Origin of the sequence: Hymenobacter sp. CRA2 (assembly GCF_002007105.1) — a bacterium.
Taxonomy (GTDB): domain Bacteria; phylum Bacteroidota; class Bacteroidia; order Cytophagales; family Hymenobacteraceae; genus Solirubrum.
Genome location: NZ_MVBC01000022.1, coordinates 56,844 through 75,394 on the forward strand (window position 1 = coordinate 56,844; position 18,551 = coordinate 75,394).

General features: G+C 61.1%; 23 protein-coding genes. 15 read left to right on the forward strand and 8 right to left on the reverse strand.

Annotated features, from left to right (window positions below; translation table 11 throughout):
* Nucleotides 1-173: 173 nt before the first annotated feature.
* Both B0919_RS23270 and B0919_RS23275 read right to left on the reverse strand, forming a co-directional pair.
* The gene (locus B0919_RS23270; protein WP_078014711.1) at nucleotides 174-1,544 is read right to left on the reverse strand and encodes an ATP-binding protein; all 1,371 of its coding nucleotides are present in this window, start codon (nucleotides 1,542-1,544) and stop codon (nucleotides 174-176) included.
* Between the two features lie 147 nt (nucleotides 1,545-1,691).
* Complete coding sequence (locus B0919_RS23275; RefSeq protein ID WP_078014712.1) at nucleotides 1,692-2,372, reverse strand: response regulator transcription factor; 681 nt, start codon at nucleotides 2,370-2,372, stop codon at nucleotides 1,692-1,694.
* A 162-nt stretch (nucleotides 2,373-2,534) separates the two neighbouring features.
* Between B0919_RS23275 and B0919_RS23280 the strand changes: the two genes are divergently transcribed.
* Entirely contained in the window at nucleotides 2,535-3,602 is a 1,068-nt protein-coding gene (locus tag B0919_RS23280; RefSeq protein WP_078014713.1) for a B12-binding domain-containing protein, read from the forward strand.
* Nucleotides 3,603-3,698: 96 nt separating this feature from the next.
* On the opposite strand, the gene B0919_RS23285 is transcribed toward B0919_RS23280, so the two are convergent.
* Nucleotides 3,699-4,040, reverse strand: a complete 342-nt coding sequence (locus B0919_RS23285; protein ID WP_078014714.1) for a tetratricopeptide repeat protein — start codon at nucleotides 4,038-4,040, stop codon at nucleotides 3,699-3,701.
* 73 nt (nucleotides 4,041-4,113) lie between these two features.
* Between B0919_RS23285 and B0919_RS23290 the strand changes: the two genes are divergently transcribed.
* The 3 genes from B0919_RS23290 (at nucleotide 4,114) to B0919_RS23300 (ending at nucleotide 6,687) form a co-directional block, all read left to right on the forward strand.
* Nucleotides 4,114-4,854 carry an electron transfer flavoprotein subunit beta/FixA family protein gene (locus tag B0919_RS23290; RefSeq protein WP_078014715.1) on the forward strand — a complete coding sequence of 247 codons (741 nt, stop codon included), beginning with the start codon at nucleotides 4,114-4,116 and terminating at the stop codon, nucleotides 4,852-4,854.
* 113 nt (nucleotides 4,855-4,967) lie between these two features.
* On the forward strand, nucleotides 4,968-5,945 hold the full coding sequence (locus B0919_RS23295; RefSeq protein ID WP_078014716.1) for an electron transfer flavoprotein subunit alpha/FixB family protein: 978 nt from the start codon (nucleotides 4,968-4,970) through the stop codon (nucleotides 5,943-5,945).
* 118 nt (nucleotides 5,946-6,063) lie between these two features.
* The gene (locus B0919_RS23300) at nucleotides 6,064-6,687 is read left to right on the forward strand and encodes a bifunctional nuclease family protein (protein ID WP_078014717.1); all 624 of its coding nucleotides are present in this window, start codon (nucleotides 6,064-6,066) and stop codon (nucleotides 6,685-6,687) included.
* 6 nt (nucleotides 6,688-6,693) lie between these two features.
* Here the strand turns inward: B0919_RS23300 and B0919_RS23305 are convergent, their stop codons facing one another.
* Nucleotides 6,694-7,455, reverse strand: a complete 762-nt coding sequence (locus B0919_RS23305) for a CPBP family intramembrane glutamic endopeptidase (RefSeq protein WP_078014718.1) — start codon at nucleotides 7,453-7,455, stop codon at nucleotides 6,694-6,696.
* Between the two features lie 112 nt (nucleotides 7,456-7,567).
* Here B0919_RS23305 and B0919_RS23310 point away from each other — a divergent pair, with 112 nt between their 5' ends.
* Complete coding sequence (locus B0919_RS23310) at nucleotides 7,568-8,128, forward strand: YfiT family bacillithiol transferase (RefSeq protein ID WP_078014719.1); 561 nt, start codon at nucleotides 7,568-7,570, stop codon at nucleotides 8,126-8,128.
* Nucleotides 8,129-8,186: 58 nt separating this feature from the next.
* On the opposite strand, the gene B0919_RS23315 is transcribed toward B0919_RS23310, so the two are convergent.
* A complete protein-coding gene (locus B0919_RS23315; RefSeq protein WP_078014720.1) occupies nucleotides 8,187-9,005 on the reverse strand; it encodes an ABC transporter ATP-binding protein in 819 nt (272 codons plus the stop codon).
* A gap of 94 nt (nucleotides 9,006-9,099) precedes the next feature.
* The gene (locus tag B0919_RS23320; protein WP_078014721.1) at nucleotides 9,100-9,831 is read right to left on the reverse strand and encodes an MlaE family ABC transporter permease; all 732 of its coding nucleotides are present in this window, start codon (nucleotides 9,829-9,831) and stop codon (nucleotides 9,100-9,102) included.
* A gap of 85 nt (nucleotides 9,832-9,916) precedes the next feature.
* Between B0919_RS23320 and B0919_RS23325 the strand changes: the two genes are divergently transcribed.
* A complete protein-coding gene (locus B0919_RS23325; RefSeq protein ID WP_078014722.1) occupies nucleotides 9,917-10,630 on the forward strand; it encodes an SDR family oxidoreductase in 714 nt (237 codons plus the stop codon).
* A gap of 84 nt (nucleotides 10,631-10,714) precedes the next feature.
* On the opposite strand, the gene B0919_RS23330 is transcribed toward B0919_RS23325, so the two are convergent.
* Nucleotides 10,715-11,428, reverse strand: coding sequence for a GIN domain-containing protein (locus B0919_RS23330; RefSeq protein WP_176133191.1), 714 nt, complete (start codon nucleotides 11,426-11,428; stop codon nucleotides 10,715-10,717).
* A 98-nt stretch (nucleotides 11,429-11,526) separates the two neighbouring features.
* On the opposite strand from B0919_RS23330, the gene B0919_RS23335 reads away from it, so the two are divergent.
* The 8 genes from B0919_RS23335 to B0919_RS23365 all read left to right on the forward strand — a co-directional run bounded on the left by B0919_RS23335 (nucleotide 11,527) and on the right by B0919_RS23365 (nucleotide 16,898).
* The gene (locus tag B0919_RS23335; protein ID WP_078014724.1) at nucleotides 11,527-12,228 is read left to right on the forward strand and encodes an SDR family oxidoreductase; all 702 of its coding nucleotides are present in this window, start codon (nucleotides 11,527-11,529) and stop codon (nucleotides 12,226-12,228) included.
* A 6-nt stretch (nucleotides 12,229-12,234) separates the two neighbouring features.
* Nucleotides 12,235-12,432, forward strand: a complete 198-nt coding sequence (locus tag B0919_RS23340) for a hypothetical protein (RefSeq protein WP_078014725.1) — start codon at nucleotides 12,235-12,237, stop codon at nucleotides 12,430-12,432.
* 56 nt (nucleotides 12,433-12,488) lie between these two features.
* On the forward strand, nucleotides 12,489-13,412 hold the full coding sequence (gldA, locus tag B0919_RS23345) for a gliding motility-associated ABC transporter ATP-binding subunit GldA (protein WP_078014726.1): 924 nt from the start codon (nucleotides 12,489-12,491) through the stop codon (nucleotides 13,410-13,412).
* Nucleotides 13,413-13,501: 89 nt separating this feature from the next.
* The gene (locus B0919_RS24935; RefSeq protein ID WP_139362345.1) at nucleotides 13,502-13,921 is read left to right on the forward strand and encodes a hypothetical protein; all 420 of its coding nucleotides are present in this window, start codon (nucleotides 13,502-13,504) and stop codon (nucleotides 13,919-13,921) included.
* A gap of 11 nt (nucleotides 13,922-13,932) precedes the next feature.
* Nucleotides 13,933-14,658 (forward strand): gliding motility-associated ABC transporter permease subunit GldF, encoded by a 726-nt coding sequence (gene gldF, locus B0919_RS23350; RefSeq protein WP_078014727.1) that lies wholly within the window; start codon nucleotides 13,933-13,935, stop codon nucleotides 14,656-14,658.
* Nucleotides 14,659-14,676: 18 nt separating this feature from the next.
* Complete coding sequence (gene gldG / locus B0919_RS23355) at nucleotides 14,677-16,416, forward strand: gliding motility-associated ABC transporter substrate-binding protein GldG (RefSeq protein ID WP_078014728.1); 1,740 nt, start codon at nucleotides 14,677-14,679, stop codon at nucleotides 16,414-16,416.
* Between the two features lie 33 nt (nucleotides 16,417-16,449).
* Complete coding sequence (locus tag B0919_RS23360; protein WP_176133192.1) at nucleotides 16,450-16,656, forward strand: hypothetical protein; 207 nt, start codon at nucleotides 16,450-16,452, stop codon at nucleotides 16,654-16,656.
* Nucleotides 16,647-16,898 (forward strand): hypothetical protein, encoded by a 252-nt coding sequence (locus tag B0919_RS23365; RefSeq protein ID WP_139362346.1) that lies wholly within the window; start codon nucleotides 16,647-16,649, stop codon nucleotides 16,896-16,898. The genes B0919_RS23360 and B0919_RS23365 overlap by 10 nt, the downstream gene beginning before the upstream one ends.
* 50 nt (nucleotides 16,899-16,948) lie before the next feature.
* On the opposite strand, the gene B0919_RS23370 is transcribed toward B0919_RS23365, so the two are convergent.
* Nucleotides 16,949-17,674 (reverse strand): IS5 family transposase, encoded by a 726-nt coding sequence (locus B0919_RS23370; protein ID WP_078014731.1) that lies wholly within the window; start codon nucleotides 17,672-17,674, stop codon nucleotides 16,949-16,951.
* A gap of 301 nt (nucleotides 17,675-17,975) precedes the next feature.
* Here B0919_RS23370 and B0919_RS24940 point away from each other — a divergent pair, with 301 nt between their 5' ends.
* Nucleotides 17,976-18,422 carry a hypothetical protein gene (locus B0919_RS24940; protein ID WP_139362347.1) on the forward strand — a complete coding sequence of 149 codons (447 nt, stop codon included), beginning with the start codon at nucleotides 17,976-17,978 and terminating at the stop codon, nucleotides 18,420-18,422.
* Nucleotides 18,423-18,551: the final 129 nt, after the last annotated feature.

Here is an 18,551-nt window from a genome sequence, read left to right on the forward strand (position 1 = left end):
AAACAGATTAGAACCGATATTATTTTCAAAAATGTCGTTTTAAAAGCCAGTAAGCAGGTTTTTAATGAGGGTAAGCACACGAAAAGTATACGCGCAGTGAGAGCGGAACCGCATAGAAACGGCAACGCACACGACGCAGCGCGGGCTCAAGCCCGCAGTATCTGGCAGCAGGACTAGGCCAGCGCAAAAACGACCTCCGCCACGGTGCCGCCGCCGGCGCGCGGGCGCAGCGTGAGCTGGCCGCCGTGCCGCTCGATGATGTTACGCGCCAGCGGCAGCCCCACGCCGTGGCCCACCACGTGCCGCGAATTGTCGCCCCGGTAGAAGGGCTGAAACAGCAGGCCAAAGTCTTTTTCGGTAATGCCAATGCCACGGTCGAGCACCTGCAGGCGCAAGGTGTGGGGCGCTTCAAAGCTGAAGCGTACTTCCACCGCTTGTTCCTCAGCGGAGTACTTCAGCGCATTTTCGACCAGGTTGCACACAGCGCGCAGCAGCAGTGCCCGGCTGCCGCGCACCACCAACAAGTCGGCGTCGTCGGGCAATTCGGCCAGCTGCACCTGCACCCGGCGGCGCTGCTCGTCGGGCAGGCCCTTGCGCACCTCCCAGGCCAGCTCGTCGAGGCGGATTTCTTCGGCCCGGGGCAGGTCGGTGCCATCGGTTTGGGCCATTTCCAGCAGGTTGTTGATGAGCACGCGAAACTGCTGCAACTCCGCCAGCACCGAGCCCAGCGCTTCGCGGTACTCGGGCGTGCTCCGCTCGCGCGCCATCAGCACCTGCAGCTCGCCGATGGTGGCCGTGAGCGGGGTGCGCAGCTCGTGCGAGGCGTTGCGCACGAAGGTGCCCTGGCTCTCGAAGCTTTCCTCCAGGCGCTCCAGCATGCGGTTGAAGGTGCGGGCCAGGCGCGAAATTTCGTCGGTTTGCTCGCTCTGGCCTTCGTCGAGGCGCAGGTGCAGGTCGCGGGCCGTAATGCCTTCCACCTGGTCGTTGAGGGCCGAAATAGGGGCCAGGGCGCGGCCCGCAAACAGCCGCCCGGCCGCGTAGGTCAGCAGCAGGCTGATGACGAACACGGCCACCAGCGAGAAGCTCATGTACTCGGTGCGCGCCCGGCCGGAGGCGTTTTCGGCCGCCGCCACGATGACAAACTCGCCCTGGTTGTCGCGGTAGAAAATGCCCACCGCCTGCCGCCGGCCCATCGTGAAAAACACCTCTTTCTCGGCCACGATGCGCGCCAGCAGCTTGTCCGATACTTTCACCCGCTCGTCTTCCTCGATGAACGCGGGCTGCATGCGCGAGTCGTACACCTGCAGCACCTCGTTGGGCAAGGTTTGCATGAAGCGGCGCTGGAAGTCCCGAAACGCATTGGCCCGCAGCTCGTCGCGCTCCAGGAAAATGTAGCCCGTCACGTCGGCCCGGTCGCGCAGGCGGTCATTGAACTGCTCGTTGGTGTAGTCGGCGTGAATCAGCAGCGTGGCCGACAACGCCCCCAGCAGGATGACGCCCACCAAACCCACAAACAAGAGCGTCAGGCGGTTGCGGATGGTCATGGGCAGGGTAGGAGTTTGCGAGGGTAGAAGTTTAAGAGTTATAGTAGGTAAGCAAGGGTGAATGGACAGGTATTAAAGCATGACGAAAGGTACAGTCAAAGCCCAATTCCTTAACTCATTAACTCCAAAACTGATTAATTCTTAAACTCATTTATCCTCTTCCCGCATCACGTAGCCCATGCCTACCACCGTGTGAATGAGCCGGGTAGGGAAGGGCTTGTCGACTTTGTTGCGCAGGTAGTTCACGTACACGTCGATGACATTGGAGCCCGCGTCGAAGGACTCTTCCCAGCTGTGCTCGGCTATTTCGGCGCGGCTGAGCACGCGGCCTTTGTTGCGCAGCAGCAGCTCCAGCAGGGCAAATTCGCGGGCCGTGAGCTTGAGCGTCTGCCCGGCGCGCGTGACGGTTTTGGCCGCCGTGTCCAGCGTCAGGTCGGCCAGGGTGAGCGTGGCGCCTTTGCTTCCGTGGCCGCGGCGGCGCGTAAGGGCCCGCACGCGCGCCAGCAGCTCCGGAAAGTCGAAGGGCTTGAGCAGGTAGTCGTCGGCGCCGGCCCCGAAGCCCTCCAGCTTGTCGGCCGTAGCGCCCAGGGCCGTGAGCAGGAGCACGGGCACGTCCTGGTCGTGCTGTCGGATGGTTTTGAGCACGTCGAAGCCGCTCATGCCCGGCAGAATCACGTCCAGAATGATCAAATCGAAGGTGTGTGACAGGGCCAGGCGGGTGCCAAACGTGCCATCGTAGGCCACTTCCACGTCGAAATGCTCCTCCTCCAGGCCTTTGCGGATAAAAGCCGACACCTTGGGTTCGTCTTCAACGAGCAACACTTTCATGCCTGCAACATTACGCAAACGGGCATGGGGGAACCATGAAATTTTTGAATCGCTTGTACATTGGTAACGTCGCCCCACACCTAACCCGGCGCTACCCGGCCCGCGCTTGCCCTGTATCCCAAGCCCGCAGCGGCCCTGGGTAGCGCTGCCCCGCACCAATCTATGCCGCAAACGACCCTAAGCCAACGGGAACGAGTCGCGCAGCTGCTGCACGCCGAGGCCGCGCAGCTGACCGTCGCCGCCAGCCAGCACTACCAGCAGCAGGGCGGCCCCGTTGCCGACGAACCGCATCTGCGCCGGCAGTTTTACGAGCACCTGCTGCCCCTGGCCAACGCCGTGCTCATGGACAGCCCGGCGCTGTTTGCCGCCCATCTGGAGCAGGAGCGCACCGCGGTGGCCGATCAGGCCCAACTGCTGCGGCAGCTCACCGCGCTCCGCCAAACCTTGTTGCTGCGCCTGCCCATCGGCCAGTACGCCTTGCTGGCTTCTCTGCTCAGCGCGGGCTGCGCGCTGCTGGAAGAGCCCGAGCCGCTTGCCCTGCCCTCGGTACCCGAAGTTGCCCCGACTGGCCTGCAAGCCCTGGCCGATGAATACCTGCGCCTGCTGCTGCTCCCTGACCGGCCCGCTGCCTGCCAGCTGATACTGGAAGCCGCCCGCGCCGGCACCGACGTGCGCCACCTGTACCTGCAGGTGCTGCAGCCGGTGCAGCAGGAAGTGGGGCAGCAGTGGCACCGCGGCGAAATATCCGTGGCGCAGGAGCACTTCTGCACCGCCACCACCCAGCTGCTGATGGGCCAGCTGCAGCCTTACCTGACCGGTACGCCGCGCAACGGCCGCCGCTTACTGGCCGCCTGCGTAGCCGGCGACCTGCACGCGCTGGGCCTGCAGATGGTGGCCGATTTTCTGGAGCACGACGGCTGGGACGTGTACTTCCTCGGCGCCAGCACCCCCGCCGACACGGTGCTGCAAACCGTGGCCGATCTGCAAATCGATTTGGTGCTGACTGCGGCCTCCATGCCGCACCACGTGCCGCTCGTCACGGAGCTGGTCAGCAACCTGCGGCATAACCCCGAAACCCAATTGACCCGCGTGCTGGTAGGCGGCCGGCCCTTTAGCCACGACGCCACGCTGTGGCAGCGCGTCGGCGCCGATGCCTGCGCCTCCAGCGCCGAGCAGGCCGTGCAGGTGGTGCGCCAGTTGTTCGGCCCTTCCGATGCCCTGCCTGCGTAGCCGCGCCAGGCACTGACAAAACGGCCGGGCTGCGTTCAGACAGTCCGGCCGTTTTATTCCAGCATCCCGACAAATTGTTAGGCGTGCCGAATATTTTTAGTCGTCTTCGTAGTCGAGCCCGAGCACATTATTGAGGGCACCCTGCAACTCGGCGGCGGCGTGCATTTGCCCGGCTTTGCGGGCTACCGTGAGGCCCGTACGCAGGATTTTTTCGGCCTCCTCCATGTGGCCTTGCTCTTGCCGAAGCTTGCCGGCGTGGTAATAAGTGCCCACATAATCAGGGTGTTCCGTGAGGAGCTTCTGGTAGTATTGCCAGGCCGTATCCTGGTCCCCGGCCGAGCGGTACTCGGTGGCCAGGGCGTACACGGTAAAGGCATCGGTGGGGTCTTCTTTATAGAAGGTGAGCAGTTGCTCCAAGCGGCTAGGCGGGGTTTCCATCGGCAGGATTTTCCAGTATCTTCGGCCCGAAATTAGGGCATTGCCCGCATCTTCTGACCCTTAAGTCGACCTGATGAAGTTTCTCGTTTGCATTAGCAACGTCCCGGACACGACGACCAAAATTACGTTTACCCCGGATAATAAGGAGTTTAACAAGGCGGGCGTGCAGTTCGTCATCAACCCTTGGGATGAGTATGCACTCACTCGCGCCATTGAGCTGAAAGAAGCTCAGGGCAGCGGTTCGGTGACCGTGCTCAACGTCGGCGAAGCCGATACCGAGCCCAACATCCGCAAGGCCCTGGCCATCGGGGCCGACGACGCCATCCGCGTCAACGCAGCCCCGAAGGACGCTTGGTTTGTAGCCCAGCAGATTGCTCACTACGCCAAGGAAGGTGGCTACGACGTCATCCTGATGGGCAAAGAAAGCATCGACTACAACGGCTTCCAGGTGCACGGCATGGTGGGCGAGCTGCTCGGCATCCCGACGGTGGCCCCGGCCATGAAGCTGGACATGAGCGGCAACACCGCCACGCTGGAGCGCGAAATCGAAGGCGGCAAGGAAATCGTGGAGGTGAACACCCCCTTCGTGGCCTCCTGCCAGCAGCCGATGTGCGAGCCCCGCATCCCGAACATGCGCGGCATCATGACGGCCCGCACCAAGCCGCTGAAAGTGGTAGAAGCCGTAGGCGAAGGCGCTGCCACTTCGGTAGCCGAGTACGCGTTGCCGCCCAAAAAGCAGGGCGTGAAGCTCATCCCGGCCGAAAACGCCGGCGAGTTGATCAAGCTGCTGCGCAACGAAGCCAAAGTTATCTAGTTTAAGAGTTTATGGGTTTGTGAGTTAATGAGTTATGCAGATCATACTCATTGCTCTTCCGCCCATATCCCTCCTTAACTCTTAAACTCCCTCAACTCTCAAACTCAAACAGCATGTCTGTTCTCGTAGTAGTAGAATGCGATAAGGGCGAAGTGAAAAAATCTTCGCTGGAAGTAGCGTCGTACGGCGCGCAGGTGGCCCAGGCCCTGGGCACCACGGCTACGGCCGTGGCCGTGGGCGAGGCGACCGAAGCCAACTTGGCCCAGCTCGGCGAGCAGGGCATCACGAAGGTGCTGTTCGACAACGAGCCGCGCCTGAAGGATTTCGTGAACGGTGCCTATACCAAGCTGATTGCCGCCGCCGCCCAGCAGGAGCAGAGCCAGGTAATCGTGCTGGCCAACTCCAACATCGGGGCCTCGGTAGGTTCGCGCCTCGCGGTGCGCCTGAAGGCTTCGCTGGCTACCAACGTGGTGGAGCTGCCCAAGATTGAGGGCGGTCAGTTCACGGTGAAGCGCGGCGCCTTCTCGGGCAAGGCCTTTGCCGATATGGTGCTGAGCGGCGAGCGGAAAATCATTGCCGTGAAGAAGAACAGCATCGAGGCGCAGCACAACGCCGGCCAAACGGCCCAGGTGGAGGCTTTCTCGGCCCAGCTGAGCGACGCTGACTTCGCCGACGCGCCCAAGCAAGTGGTGATGCAGGACCAGGCCGGCGGCATCCTGCTGCCCGAAGCCGACAAGGTGGTATCGGGTGGCCGCGGCATGAAAGGCCCCGAAAACTGGCACCTGATCGAGGAGCTGGCAACGGCCCTGGGTGCGGCTACGGCCTGCTCCAAGCCGGTATCGGACGTAGACTGGCGCCCCCACCACGAGCACGTGGGCCAAACGGGCATCACCGTTTCGCCGAACTTGTATATTGCCTGCGGTATCTCGGGCGCTATCCAGCACCTGGCCGGCGTCAACTCGTCGAAGGTTATCGTGGTCATCAACAAGGACCCCGAAGCTCCCTTCTTCAAAGCCGCCGACTACGGCATCGTGGGCGACGTGTTTGAGGTGCTGCCCAAGCTCACCCAAGCCGTTAAGGAACTGGGCTAGGCAAGTGACTGCGCAGGGTGCGGGCGGGAAAAAAATGGGCTAACCTTTTCCTCTCGCCCGCATTCTGCGTTAGAAGCAATTCAGTCACCCATCACATCCGCTCATTCACTTCTCCCTCGTGAAGAAAATTCAGCTCGAAATTCTGGGCTTGTCCTCCAGCCAGTCGCAGTCGGGGTCGTTTGCCCTGATCCTGGGCGAAAAGCACGGCAACCGTCGCCTGCCCATCATCATTGGCATGTTTGAGGCGCAAAGCATTGCCATCCAGATCGAGAAAATCAACCCAAACCGTCCGCTTACGCACGACCTGTTCAAGTCATTCGCCGAGCAGGTACACGTGAGCATTCTGGAAGTGCTCATCTCCGACCTCAAGGAAGGGGTGTTCTACTCCAAGATTGTGTGCTCCGACGGGGCTACCACCTTCGAGCTTGATTCTCGTCCTTCCGACGCCATTGCCATCGGCCTGCGCTTCGGTGTGCCCATCTACACCGTGGAAAGCGTAATGAGCGAAGCCGGCATCATCCTCTCGGACCTCGACGAAGGCGCCGAAAGCGACGAGGATGATGACGACGAGGACGACGACACCCCGAGCACCCGCACCGAGGTAGCGGAAACCAAGGAGCCCAGCGGGCAGGTGTCGCTCGACGAACTGACCAAGATGCTGGCCCAGGCGCTGGAACGTGAGGACTACGAGAAAGCCGCCAAAATCCGCGACGAGCTGAACAAGCGCAAGGACAAAGAATAGCCGGAGTCAACTCCCTGGCTTTGCCTGCCACTGCATGACGGCCTGCTTCCCCTGAGGAGCGGGCCGTTCTGTTTGGGGGTGGCCCGGGTGTTGCGCCGTGTTATCAGCCGGCGGTGCTACGTGGCGGTGGTCGAAAAACGCGCCGAGGCCGAGGGTGAAGAGCAGCATGCCATACAGCGCGTGCTCCAGCCATACCAGCCGCAGCGAGCGGGTACGGGCGTAGGTCTGGGCAAAAAACCACCCGCCGACGAAAGTCAGCAGCACGGCCAGCCAGTTGAGGTAAATGACGTGCAGCAGGGCAAACACGGCCGCGCTGACCCACACGCGCAGTTGCTTGGCGGGAAACAACCGGCGGTAACGGCGGAAGAAGAATGCGCGGTAAATCAGCTCCTGCGGGTACACCGAGAGCAACGGGTAGAGCACCAGCAGCACCAGCCAAGCCACGGGTTGCTGGCGGGGCATGTCGAGCCACCGCTCGGGGGAATGCCAGAGCACCAAGCCGGCCAGCAGGAGCAGGCAGGGCACCAGCCGCCGCAGCAGGCGACGCAGTTGGCCGCGCTCGTGGCGGGCATTGGGGGCGCGCCAGAAGGCCGCCCGGCCGAACTTGCGGTGCTGCCACAGCCACCAGGTCGTGGCCAGCGTGACGAGCAGCAGCAGCCCCGCCAGCAGGGCCGGTTGCCACCAGAACGTCAGGGCCAGCGGCGCCAGCACGAACAGCGCGGCCCACTCCAGCCAGAGCAAAGCAATACGAGTGGCGGGGCGGGCCATGCGCGGGCGGTGGAAGGGTGGAGGACAGCGCGGCCACGCCCGGCAGGTGCCGCACGTGGCCGCAATTGAGTAGACTTGCACCTTCGCTTACGTAGCCTTTTGCCCCGCGTTTATGGCATCTCCCGAAACCCAACCCGCCGCCGACCAGGATCTGCGGTTCCCCATTGGTCATTACACCTTGCCCGAGCAGCCCCTCACGGCCGAGGAACGCGGCGCTTACCTGCAGCAGCTGATGGCTTTGCCCACCGAGCTGCGCCAGGCCCTCGACGGCCTCAACGGCCTGCAGTTCGACACGCCCTACCGGCCCGGTGGCTGGACGGTGCGCCAGGTACTGCACCACCTGCCCGATTCGCACCTGAACAGCTACACCCGCTACCGGCTGGCGCTGACGGAGGACAATCCCACTATCAAGCCCTACGACGAAAGCGCCTGGGCCCAGCTGCCCGACATTACCATCGTGCCGCCGGACGTGTCGCTCATCCTGCTCGATGCCCTGCACGCGCGTTGGGTAGTGCTCCTTAGCCAGCTCACCGACGAGCAGTGGCTGCGCACCTGGTACCACCCCGAAATGCAGCAGACCATCCGGCTGGATCAGGCGCTGGTGATGTACGCCTGGCACGGCCGGCACCACGTGGCCCACATCACCAGCCTGCGCCAGCGCATGGGTTGGTAGCGCTGCATCTGCGGCTAACAGCAAGGCGGCTCGCACTTCAGTGCGAGCCGCCTTGCTGTTAGATTCCGTCACCGTCGCCGTGAATAGGCTCCCCGATGCGGGTATCAATCGTGCCGCCTTCCATTTCCACGCGTTTGGCGGCGCGTACCAGGCTGCTGCTGAAGATGAATTCCTTGAGTTCAGGCACCTGAGCGTTGAGAATTTCGTCCTTGGTGCCGTCCCAGAGCTTCTGCCCCTTGTGCAGGTACACGATATGGTCGCCGATTTCCACCACCGAGTTCATGTCGTGGGTGATGATGACGGTGGTAATGCCGTACTCGTGGGTGATTTCGTAAATCAACTCGTCGATCTTGATGCTGGTAAGCGGGTCAAGGCCGGAGTTGGGCTCGTCGCAGAAGAGGTAAGTACAGTTCGGGGCAATGGCGCGGGCAATGCCGACGCGCTTTTTCATGCCGCCCGACAGCTCCGAGGGCATCTTGTTGCCGGCCGCTTCCAGGCCCACACGCTTCAGGCAGAACTCCACCCGGTCGCGGCGCTCGGCCTTGGTCATGTCGGGCGTGAGCATGCGCAGCGGGAATTCCACGTTCTCGAACACGTTCATGGAGTCGAACAGCGCCGAGGCCTGGAACAGCATCCCGATCTGCCGGCGGATTTCCTGGCGGATTTCCACCTTGTTGTTGGTGAAGATGGTGCCGTCGAACGTGATGGAGCCGATGTCGGGCTTGAGCAGCCCCACGATGCACTTGAGCAGTACCGATTTGCCGGTGCCCGAGCCGCCGAGCACCAGGTTGCACTTGCCCGTTTCGAAGGTGCAGGACACGCCTTTGAGAATGGGCGCGTCACCGAAGGATTTATGAATGTTGTGTACTTCGATCATGGAGTGGAAGGCTTCGGTAGTAGCTGGTTAGGGGGTGAACCGGGCTCCTTCAGCAGAGGCGGCACCAATCAGATTCCCTAGGACCTAAAACCTATTACAGGAGGGTGTACGCCAGCACAAAGTCGCCGATCAGGATGGCTATGATGGAGTGGGTAACGGCCGTGGTGCTGCTGGCCCCCACCTCCAGCGCGCCGCCTTCGGTGAAGAAGCCGCGGTAAGCCGAAATGGCCGAGACCAGGAAGGCAAATACCACCGACTTGATCAAGGCAAACACGATGTTGTAGGGTATAAATGTGTCGCGGATACCCTCCACGTATTCCTGTGCCGACATGGCCCCGGAGAGCGTGCCGGCTAAGTAACCGCCCAGGATAGACAGCACCATGGCTAGGATAACCAGCAGCGGGAAGGTGATGATGGCGCCCAGGATGCGCGGAAGCACCAAGTACGATGACGAGTTGATGCCCATGACCTCCAGCGCGTCGATCTGCTCGGTGATGCGCATGGTGCCCAAGCCACCGGCGATGCTGCTGCCCACCTTGCCGGCCAGCACGATGCTGGTGATGGTGGGCGCCAGCTCCAGGATGGTCATTTCGCGCACCATGTAGCCGATGGTCGACTTCGGAATGAGCGGGTTGATGAGGTTGTAGGCAATCTGCACGCACGTCACGGCGCCGATAAACGCCGATACAATGCTGACAATCAAGACCGAGTCGATGCCGATGAGCACGGCCTCGTCGATGGTGCGATTCCAGATAATTTTGAGGCGCTCGGTGCGCACAAACATGCTCTGCAGGAAAAGCAGAAATTGGCCGAAAACTTTGACCATAACGTAGGCTGGCGAAGGAAAAAACGAAGCCGCCGGGGCGGCGCTGGTCTACATACGTACAAACCGCGAAACAATCTTACGCGATATGCAGAAAACAATTGTAGTGACGGGGGGAAGCAAGGGCATCGGCCGGGCTATTTTGGCGCGTTTTGCGCAGGCTGGATTTCGCCTGGTGACCTGCGCCCGCTCGGCCGACGACCTGGAAGAGCTGCGCACTGCTCTGGAGCAACAGGCTCCCGGCGTGGATGTTCAGACCTTGCCCGCCGACCTGAGCAAGCCCAACGAGGCCCGCCGCTTCGTGGATTTTGTGCTCGGGCTGGGCGGCAGCGTCGACGTGCTGGTGAACAACGCCGGCTCTTTTATTCCGGGCCGCTTGCAGGACGATGCCGCCGACGGTTCTACCCTACGCGACATGCTGGCCGTGAACCTGCTCTCGGCCTACGACGTGACCCGCGGCCTGCTGCCGCAGCTACTGGAGCAGCCGGCGGCTCACATCTTCACCATGTGCTCCACCGCCAGCCTGATTCCGTACCCCAACGGCGGCTCCTACGGCGTGGCCAAGTTTGCCCTCTACGGCATGACCAAAAACCTGCGCGAGGAGCTTAAGCACACCGGCGTGCGCGTGACGGCGGTGCTGCCCGGCGCTACCTACACGGCCAGCTGGGAAGGCGTAGACTTGCCCCAGGAGCGGTTTATCAAATCGGAAGACGTGGCCGAAGCCGTCTTCAGCACCTGGAGCCTCTCGCCGCAGGCCGTGGTAGAGGAGCTGCTGATCCGCCCGCAGCTGGGGGACCTATAGCAGGGTAAGCGTTTAGGAGGGCAGGAGTTTGTGAGTTAGCCAAGTGACAACTCACAAACTGCTACCCTCCTAAACGCTTAAATTTTACTGGCTTACCCCCCGGCCTTTACCCGTCACGCTGATGTCCTTCTGCGCGGCTGAAGCATTGTAGTACAGCGTCCCCGAGCCGGCTACTTGCGCACTCAGGTAATCCGTCACCTGCACATGGGCGTCGCCGTCGCCGAGCTTGTTCAGCTCCACTTGCGCCCGACGAGCCCGCAGGCCCTGCGCGTATAGGCTGCCCAGGTCGCCGACGGTGGCAATGAGCTGCTCGGTGCGGCCCGTGAGGCGCATGTCGCCCAGCTCGTACAAGTCCACCCACAGGTAGCGGCTCTCGACGTCAAACTCGATGTCGCCGGCGCGGGACAGGTGCAGAAAGAGCGTATCCTGGCGGAAGGTGCCCTGGGTGCGCAGCGTTTTCTCGCCGATGTGGAATACGTCGGTCAGGCGCGGGGTGTGCAGCGTTACCTGCCGGGGCACGTTGTAGCGGCGGACCCAGTTGCAGCGGCTGGTGTTGTGGATGGTGAGCGTGCCGTCCTGCTCGGTCAGTTCCAGGTCTTCCTGGATGTTTTTGCCGGTGCGCACTTCGGCGTAGGTTTCGGTGTCCTGCACCACGGTCACTTCCACGTTGTCGTAGAGGCGCAGGATGTGAAACGGCGCCAGCTCGCGCCGCTCCGTGGTTACCTTGCCGTTGCTCTTAAAACAGTCGCCTTCGTGGTCTTTCTGGCAGCTGGTCAGCAGCAGGGCCGGAGCAGCCAACAGCAGCGCCGCGGCTGCGTATGCCCTTACCCACGACCGGTCGGCCGACGCGGCCTTCGTACAGCGGTTCGTCAACACCTTTTTCCGACCTGATTATTATGGATTTGAACGGCAAGGTAGCCATTGTCACGGGTGTCAGCAAAGGCATCGGCCTGGCCACGGCGCAGGTACTACTCGCGCGCGGTGCCGTGGTGGCGGGCTGGGGCCGGAGCAAGCCGGAAGGCCTGCAACACGACCGGTTTCAGTTCTTCGAGTGCGACGTGCGCCACGAAATAGCGGTGCAGGAGGCCTTTACCAACACGCAACGGGAGCTGGGGCAGGAAATCCACGTGCTCGTCAACAACGCCGGCCTGGGCATTGCCGGGCCCGTCGACGGCTTCTCCACCGAGGACTGGCACACCATGTTCGACACCAACGTGCACGGACTGTTCTATTGCACCAAAGCCGTACTGCCGCAGATGAAGCGCCAGCAGCTCGGGCACATCGTCAACATTGCCTCCATTGCCGGCACCACCGGTATCGAGAACATGGCCGGCTACTGCGCCACCAAGTTTGCCGTGCGGGGCTTCTCACAGTCCATTTTCAAGGAAGTGCGCAACGACGGCATCAAGGTAACCTGCCTGTACCCCGGCTCCACGCAGACCAATTTCTTCGACGGCATTCCCGGTACCGACGCGCACTCGCAGATGATGCAGCCCGAGGACATTGCCGGGGCCATCGTGTACGCCCTCGAAACGCCGTTCAACTTCCACATCGTGGACATGGAAATGCGGCCCCTACAGCCCAAGAAGCAAGGCTGACGAGTCATGTTGTGGATCTGGTTTGGCTCGGGCGCCTTACTCTGGTACACGCTACGGCAGTGGCGGCGGGCGCGGCCGGAACGCCGACGGGTGCAGGCGTTGTTTGTGCTGCTCGCGGCGGCGTGGCTGGTGCTGCTGGGCTTGTGGGTAATTGTGCCCTTGGTAGCCTCCTGGATTGGGGAAGCAACCCTGAGCCATAAATAACTCCCGGTAGCCCGCGCGAGGCAATGCGCCCGTAACGCCGTACTTTCGCCCTCCTTATGGTTGAAATCCAACATTTGACCAAGCTCTTCGGCCCCCAGGCCGCTGTCAACGATATTTCGTTTACGGCCGGCCGCGGCGAAATCCTGGGCTTCCTGGGCCCGAACGGGGCCGGCAAAAGCACCACCATGAAAATTGCCACCGGCTACCTGCCGCCCAGCGCGGGCTCGGTGCGCGTGGCCGATTTCGACGTGGTCGAAAACCCGCTGGAAGTGCGCCGCCGCGTGGGCTACCTGCCCGAGCACAACCCGCTCTACCTCGATATGTACGTGCACGAGTACCTCGATTTCATCGGGCGGGTGCACGGGCTGTCGGGCGGGGCGCTGCGCAAGCGGGTGCAGGAGCTGGTGGGCCGTGTCGGGCTGACGCGTGAGCAAAACAAGCAGATCGGGGCTTTGTCGAAAGGCTACCGGCAGCGCGTGGGCCTGGCCCAGGCCCTGGTGCACGACCCGCAGGTCCTCATCCTCGATGAGCCCACTACCGGCCTCGACCCCAACCAGATCGGCGAAATCCGCCAGCTTATCCGCGAGCTGGGCGAGGACAAGACGGTCATCTTCAGCACCCACATCCTGCCCGAAGTGCAGGCCCTCTGCGACCGGGTCGTCATTATCAGCCGCGGCCAGCTGGTAGCCGATTCACCGGTGCGCGAGCTGGGCGCCCTGACCAAAGGCGGCACCGTCATCCGCGCCGAGTTCGAAGGCCAGATCGACCCCGAGCCGCTACGTCGCCTGCCGGGCATCACGTCGGTGGAGCAGGGGCAGGGCGGCGCCTGGATTATCCGCACCGAGGGCAAGGGCGACCAGCGCCGCGCCATTTCGCAGCTGGCTGCTCAGCAGGGCTGGCTGCTGCTGGGGCTGCGCCAGGAAGAGCAGTCCTTGGAGCAGGTATTCCAGCAGCTGACGACTTTCCAGCCAAACAAATAGGAACCTCATGCTGAGCTTGCCGAAGCATCTTTACCGCTTCAGCAAGCTCAGTGCAATGACTTAATAAAGCACAGGAAAGAGTAGCAATAATGAAGTTGTTTTGGGGAGCCTTACTTCTTGGTAGTATATTGTTATTGGCCGTTGTAATTAATGGAAAGCCTGATACAATACGTATGCAGAAAATTGTAAAAGCTAATCACAGGGTAGTAGTAAATGTTCTGGATTGCAGTGAAGCGCATATCGGGAAAACGCATGTGTATACATTGTGGTTTAAGTATGCGAGTAAGGTGCAAAGCTTGCGTGTGGGAAAAGAATATTGGACTGATTGCTGTAGTAAAAAGAAAGCTGAATTGCTGCACTTGACCAGTTATTCAGATTTATTCCTCCAGCCAGGTTATCGTGTGAACAATGAATTTTATTCTCAAATAACTCTAATCGCAATGATGTCTATGTGTGCTATTTATTCAGTTATGCAAATATTTTCTAATAAGCCTGCTTTCGACAAATAAATCAACGGTTCATGTTCGCCGTCCTTCGCAAAGAATTCAACGCCTTCCTCAACTCTCCGGTGGCCTACGTGGTCCTCGGGGTGTTCTTGGTGGCCACGGGCCTGTTCGTGTGGGTCTTTCCCGATAGCTCAGTGCTCGACTACGGCTTTGCCGACCTGCAGACGCTGTTCAACCTGGCCCCCTGGATTTTTCTGTTTCTGATTCCGGCCATCACCATGCGCACCTTCGCCGAGGAGAAGAAGGCTGGCACCATCGAGCTGCTGCTCACCCGCCCGCTCACCGACGGGCAGCTGGTAGGAGGGAAGTACCTGGCCTGCCTGCTGCTGGCTTTGCTAGCCCTAGTGCCCACGCTGCTTTACTACTATTCGGTCTATCAGCTCGGCTCTCCGCAGGGCAACATCGACTCCGCTGCCTTTGCCGGCTCGCTTATCGGTCTGGCTTTGCTGGCCGCCGTCTTCGCCGCCATCGGCGTGCTGGCCTCGGCCCTCACGCGCGACCAGATCATTGCCTTCCTCGTGGCCGTCGTCGGCTGCTTCCTGGTCTACTCGGGTTTCGATTCGCTGGCCTCGCTTTTCGAAGGTGGAACTGCCTACTACATCGGTCAACTCGGCATTGCAGCCCACTACCGTGACCTGAGCAAGGGCCTCGTGGACTCGCGCGACCTGCTGTATTTCTTCTCCGTGGTGGCCGCCATGCTGCTGGCTACCCGCCTCGTGCTCCAAAGCCGCAACTGGTAACCCGGACCTACCTGACGCATGGAAACCACTCCCGCCGCCACTACGCCCGCCCCCGTTGCCCCCGCCCAGCCGCGCAAGCAGCGCGACCTGCTCCGTTTCGGCCTGATTATCCTCGGGCTGGTAGTGCTGAATTTCGTCGCCCAGCAGTTCTTCTTCCGCCTCGATCTGACCGAAGACAAGCGCTACAGCATGTCGGCGGCCACCAAGCAGCTGCTCGAAACCGCGCCCGAGCCCATTACCGTTACGGTGTACCTGGCCGGCGACTTTCCGCCCGCGTTCCGCCGCCTCTCGCAGGCCACCCGCGAAACGCTGGACGAAATGCAGATCCACGCCGGCTCCAAGCTGCGCTACGTCTTCGTCGATCCTTCGGCTGCCTCCACGGAAGCCGACCGCAACAAGGAGTATGGCCGCCTGATGCAGAAAGGCCTGCGCCCGACCAACCTCGGCGCCAACGAAAACGGCAAGCGCGTCGAGAAAATCATCTTTCCCTGGGCCACCGTGACGGTGGGCAACCGCGAGGAAAACGTGCTGCTGCTGCGCGGCAACCAGGCCGCCCCGCCCGATGTGCGCCTCAACCAGAGCATCGAGGGCCTCGAATACGAGCTGGCCTCGGCCGTGCGCCGGCTGGAGCCTACCAAGCGCCAGCTCATCGGCATCGTGGAGGGCCACGGCGAGCCCGACAACGAGCACATTGCCGACCTCATCGGCACGCTGCAGCGCGACTACAACGTGTACCGCATCGACCTCAACAAGGTCACCGAGCAGAACATGAAGGCCCTGTCGGCCGTCATCGTGGCCAAGCCCGAGCGCCCGTACACCGACCCCGAGAAGTACCAGCTCGACAAGTTCATCACCGAGGGCGGCCGTGCCCTGTTCTTCGTGGATGCCATGCGCGTGAACCTGGACAGCGCCAACCGCGGCGGCATGCTTTCCTTCCCGCAGGAACTGGGCCTCACGGACCTGCTGTTCACCTACGGCGTGCGCGTGAACGGGGACCTGATTCTGGACGTCAACTCCGGTGTGATTCCAATGGTCACGGGCATGAACGGCGACAAGCCCCAGGTAGAGCCCATGCCCTGGCCGTTTTACCCGGTCGTCAACAACTTCAGCCCGCACCCCATCACCCGCAACCTCGATGCGGTGTACCTGAAGTTCGTCAGCTCCATCGACACGGTGAAGGCCCGCGGCATCCGCAAGACGCCCTTGATGTTCACCTCGCGCTACACCCGCGTGCTGCCCGCCCCGGTGCCCATCAACCTCAACGACGCCCGCCTGCCCCCTGACCCCAAGCTGTACAAGAGCGGCCCCAAGCCCGTCGGCTACCTGCTCGAAGGCCAGTTCCGCTCCCTGTTCGCCAACCGCGCCAAGCCCGGCACCACGCAGTTTCAGCCCGCCCAGAGCCCGCAGGCCAAGCCGAGCAAAATCGTGCTCATCTCCGACGGCGACTTCGTGCGCAACGACGTGGACCCCAAAAGCAAGCGCCCCCTGCGCCTGGGCTTCGACCGCCTCGCCACCACCGAATTTGCCAACCGCGAGCTGACCCAGAACGCCGTCGACTACCTGCTCGACGAATCCGGCCTGATCGGCGTGCGCGGCAAGCAAATCACCCTGCGCCCCCTCGATAAGGTGAAAATCAACGCCGAGCGGCGCCAGTGGCAGCTACTGAACCTAGGGGCGCCGTTGGCCCTGCTGGCCGTGTTCGGGCTGGTGCGGGCCTGGCTGCGGAAGCGGAAGTATGCTTCTTTCGCCACCGAATAATCGAAAAAGCCCTCCGCGTAGGAGGGCTTTTATATGGGGGTTATGTCTGAAGAACGCATCATCATCCACGTCGGCGAGGAAAATGACCACGACAGCTACAAGACCTTCCGCATTGATGATAGCGGCATCAAGCGCGAAGGCTACCGCCTGCTGCCCTGGCAAGACGTTGTGCGCGTGCGGGCTTGGGTCAACGTCGGCGATGTAACTACGGCTTCGACGAGTTTCACTGCTTGGAGCTAACCTACACTGATGGTTACCACTTACGAGTGACCGATGCCAGCGGGGCTTACGGATTGTCGTTGCTATACCGCCTGCAAGAGTGCATCCGGTGGTTTCTGCCCGCTATTGCTCCGGATTGGCAGGAGCAGGTGTGGGCCGACTACCAGCGCCATCACCGCCGGCAGCAGTGGCTGGGTAGCATCGCGTGGTTTTGGTACCCCAACAAGCCGGTGATTTATGAGTGGGGATGGGTCAATAGTTAGAGCCTGTTTGGAAATTAAGGTAAACGATTCAAGCAGAGCGTGACGTTGGCTCAGAGAATCCAAGCCGCGTGGCTCTCAGGCGTGTACTCGTAGTCCATGACGAGCCGGCGGAAAAAGTTGAGCCAGGCGAAGGTGCGTTCGACCACCCACCGGCAGCCCACCGGGACGAAGCCGCGGGTGGACGGCGGGCGGCTGCTCACTTCGTGGCGCAGGCCGCGGGCCAGCAGCCCTTCCGTGAAGCGGCCGCGGTAGGCGCGGTCCGTTACAATCGTGGTCAAGCGCGTGCCCCACTGCCGGCGTTCGAGCAACAAGGCGCAGGCGCCGCGGCTGTCGTGCAGGTTGGCCGCATGCGTGCGGCAGGCCCAGATGCGGCCTTGCCGGTCCACCAGCAACTGCCGTTTGCGCCCGTTGACGCACTTGCCGCCGTCCGTGCCGCGGTGCTGGGCAATGCGCGGGGCCAGCTTGACGCTTTGGCTGTCCAGGCAGAGCACGGCTGGCGAGGCCGGCTGCCCGTGCGCCTGGCGGTCGGCCTCGTTCAGGGCCCGGTTCAGCCGCTGCAGCGTGCCGTCGTGTTGCCAACGGCGGAAGTAGTAATACACCGCGGGCCAGGGCGGAAACGCCGCCGGCAAGCTGCGCCACTGGCAGCCCGTGCGGCACAGGTATCGCAACGCTTCGACCACACGCCGCAGGCACAAGCGCCGCTTGCGTTGCAGCGGTAGCAAGCAGCGCATAACTTGCCACTGCGAGTCAGTGAGGGGTTGATAGCCGTCAACCATAATGCAGACCGGAGCCTAGGAACTCCGCCTGCAACTTACTGGCTCGTTTTTCTTTGGCCCCAAACCAATGCCCAAACACGCTCTAAAGCGACTAGCTCTATCGGTTAGGTTTATACTACCTATTGTGAAGGGATTGTCTCTAGTGCGTAAGCGCAAGAATTCGTAGTTTAGTATAAAATAATCATTCGCGCCGATGCAATACAAATTCATTAATAACTGTCTTATTCTGTTGGTTTGCCTTGTGAGTTGTATGTCTTGCACAAGGTTCGGTACTTTAGTTACACAGGGGTATAGCTCAGATTTGACAAAAGAAGAAAAACAGCAGTTAAAATCTAAGCACACACTTGAAAAGGATCATATAGCTTATTGGCGTTTCAAGCCTAAAGCAATTTATGAGCAGGGAGCTCTGACTATCACCAATGAAGACGGTAGTATTAAATTCAGCCCTCACGGTACTTGGAAAAAATACTATAGGAGTGGAGTGTTAAGCGATATAATAATATATAATCAAGGGGGTTCTTATTGGCGGATGTTTTATCCGAATGGAGTTTTGTTTCAAGATACGTATTACGTTGATAATCATAAAGCCGGCAAAGCTGAGTATACAGATATTCAATTTAGAGAAGGTAATGAGCATGATACAGTAGAGGTCAGAAGATGGGCCATCGGCAAAAAAGGAATTGTATCTGATGAAAGAATAGGTTTTGACGCGCAGGGTAAACGGTTACCAATAGTGAAAGTAAAATAGTCGGTAGTGGCTCAGATAGGCTGACGAGTGCGGTTGTAGTCGTGCAAGAACAGGTTGATGCAGGCGTCGAGCAGCTTTACGGAGCGGGAGAAGGACAAGGATTTGCGCACCAGTCGGCCGAGGCGTGCG

What these genes read in the sequence shown, in the direction of transcription:
- B0919_RS23340 (WP_078014725.1), top strand. Translation starts at nt 12,235, where the DNA reads ATGTTGTGGATCTGGTTTGGCTCGGGCGCCTTACTCTGGTACACGCTA.
- B0919_RS23325 (WP_078014722.1), top strand. Translation starts at nt 9,917, where the DNA reads ATGCAGAAAACAATTGTAGTGACGGGGGGAAGCAAGGGCATCGGCCGG.
- gldA (WP_078014726.1), top strand. Translation starts at nt 12,489, where the DNA reads ATGGTTGAAATCCAACATTTGACCAAGCTCTTCGGCCCCCAGGCCGCT.
- B0919_RS23315 (WP_078014720.1), bottom strand. Translation starts at nt 9,005, where the DNA reads ATGATCGAAGTACACAACATTCATAAATCCTTCGGTGACGCGCCCATT.
- B0919_RS23370 (WP_078014731.1), bottom strand. Translation starts at nt 17,674, where the DNA reads ATGGTTGACGGCTATCAACCCCTCACTGACTCGCAGTGGCAAGTTATG.
- gldF (WP_078014727.1), top strand. Translation starts at nt 13,933, where the DNA reads ATGTTCGCCGTCCTTCGCAAAGAATTCAACGCCTTCCTCAACTCTCCG.
- B0919_RS23275 (WP_078014712.1), bottom strand. Translation starts at nt 2,372, where the DNA reads ATGAAAGTGTTGCTCGTTGAAGACGAACCCAAGGTGTCGGCTTTTATC.
- B0919_RS23280 (WP_078014713.1), top strand. Translation starts at nt 2,535, where the DNA reads ATGCCGCAAACGACCCTAAGCCAACGGGAACGAGTCGCGCAGCTGCTG.
- B0919_RS23320 (WP_078014721.1), bottom strand. Translation starts at nt 9,831, where the DNA reads ATGGTCAAAGTTTTCGGCCAATTTCTGCTTTTCCTGCAGAGCATGTTT.
- B0919_RS23360 (WP_176133192.1), top strand. Translation starts at nt 16,450, where the DNA reads ATGGGGGTTATGTCTGAAGAACGCATCATCATCCACGTCGGCGAGGAA.
- gldG (WP_078014728.1), top strand. Translation starts at nt 14,677, where the DNA reads ATGGAAACCACTCCCGCCGCCACTACGCCCGCCCCCGTTGCCCCCGCC.
- B0919_RS23290 (WP_078014715.1), top strand. Translation starts at nt 4,114, where the DNA reads ATGAAGTTTCTCGTTTGCATTAGCAACGTCCCGGACACGACGACCAAA.
- B0919_RS23270 (WP_078014711.1), bottom strand. Translation starts at nt 1,544, where the DNA reads ATGACCATCCGCAACCGCCTGACGCTCTTGTTTGTGGGTTTGGTGGGC.
- B0919_RS23310 (WP_078014719.1), top strand. Translation starts at nt 7,568, where the DNA reads ATGGCATCTCCCGAAACCCAACCCGCCGCCGACCAGGATCTGCGGTTC.
- B0919_RS23295 (WP_078014716.1), top strand. Translation starts at nt 4,968, where the DNA reads ATGTCTGTTCTCGTAGTAGTAGAATGCGATAAGGGCGAAGTGAAAAAA.
- B0919_RS23285 (WP_078014714.1), bottom strand. Translation starts at nt 4,040, where the DNA reads ATGGAAACCCCGCCTAGCCGCTTGGAGCAACTGCTCACCTTCTATAAA.
- B0919_RS23335 (WP_078014724.1), top strand. Translation starts at nt 11,527, where the DNA reads ATGGATTTGAACGGCAAGGTAGCCATTGTCACGGGTGTCAGCAAAGGC.
- B0919_RS24935 (WP_139362345.1), top strand. Translation starts at nt 13,502, where the DNA reads ATGAAGTTGTTTTGGGGAGCCTTACTTCTTGGTAGTATATTGTTATTG.
- B0919_RS23305 (WP_078014718.1), bottom strand. Translation starts at nt 7,455, where the DNA reads ATGGCCCGCCCCGCCACTCGTATTGCTTTGCTCTGGCTGGAGTGGGCC.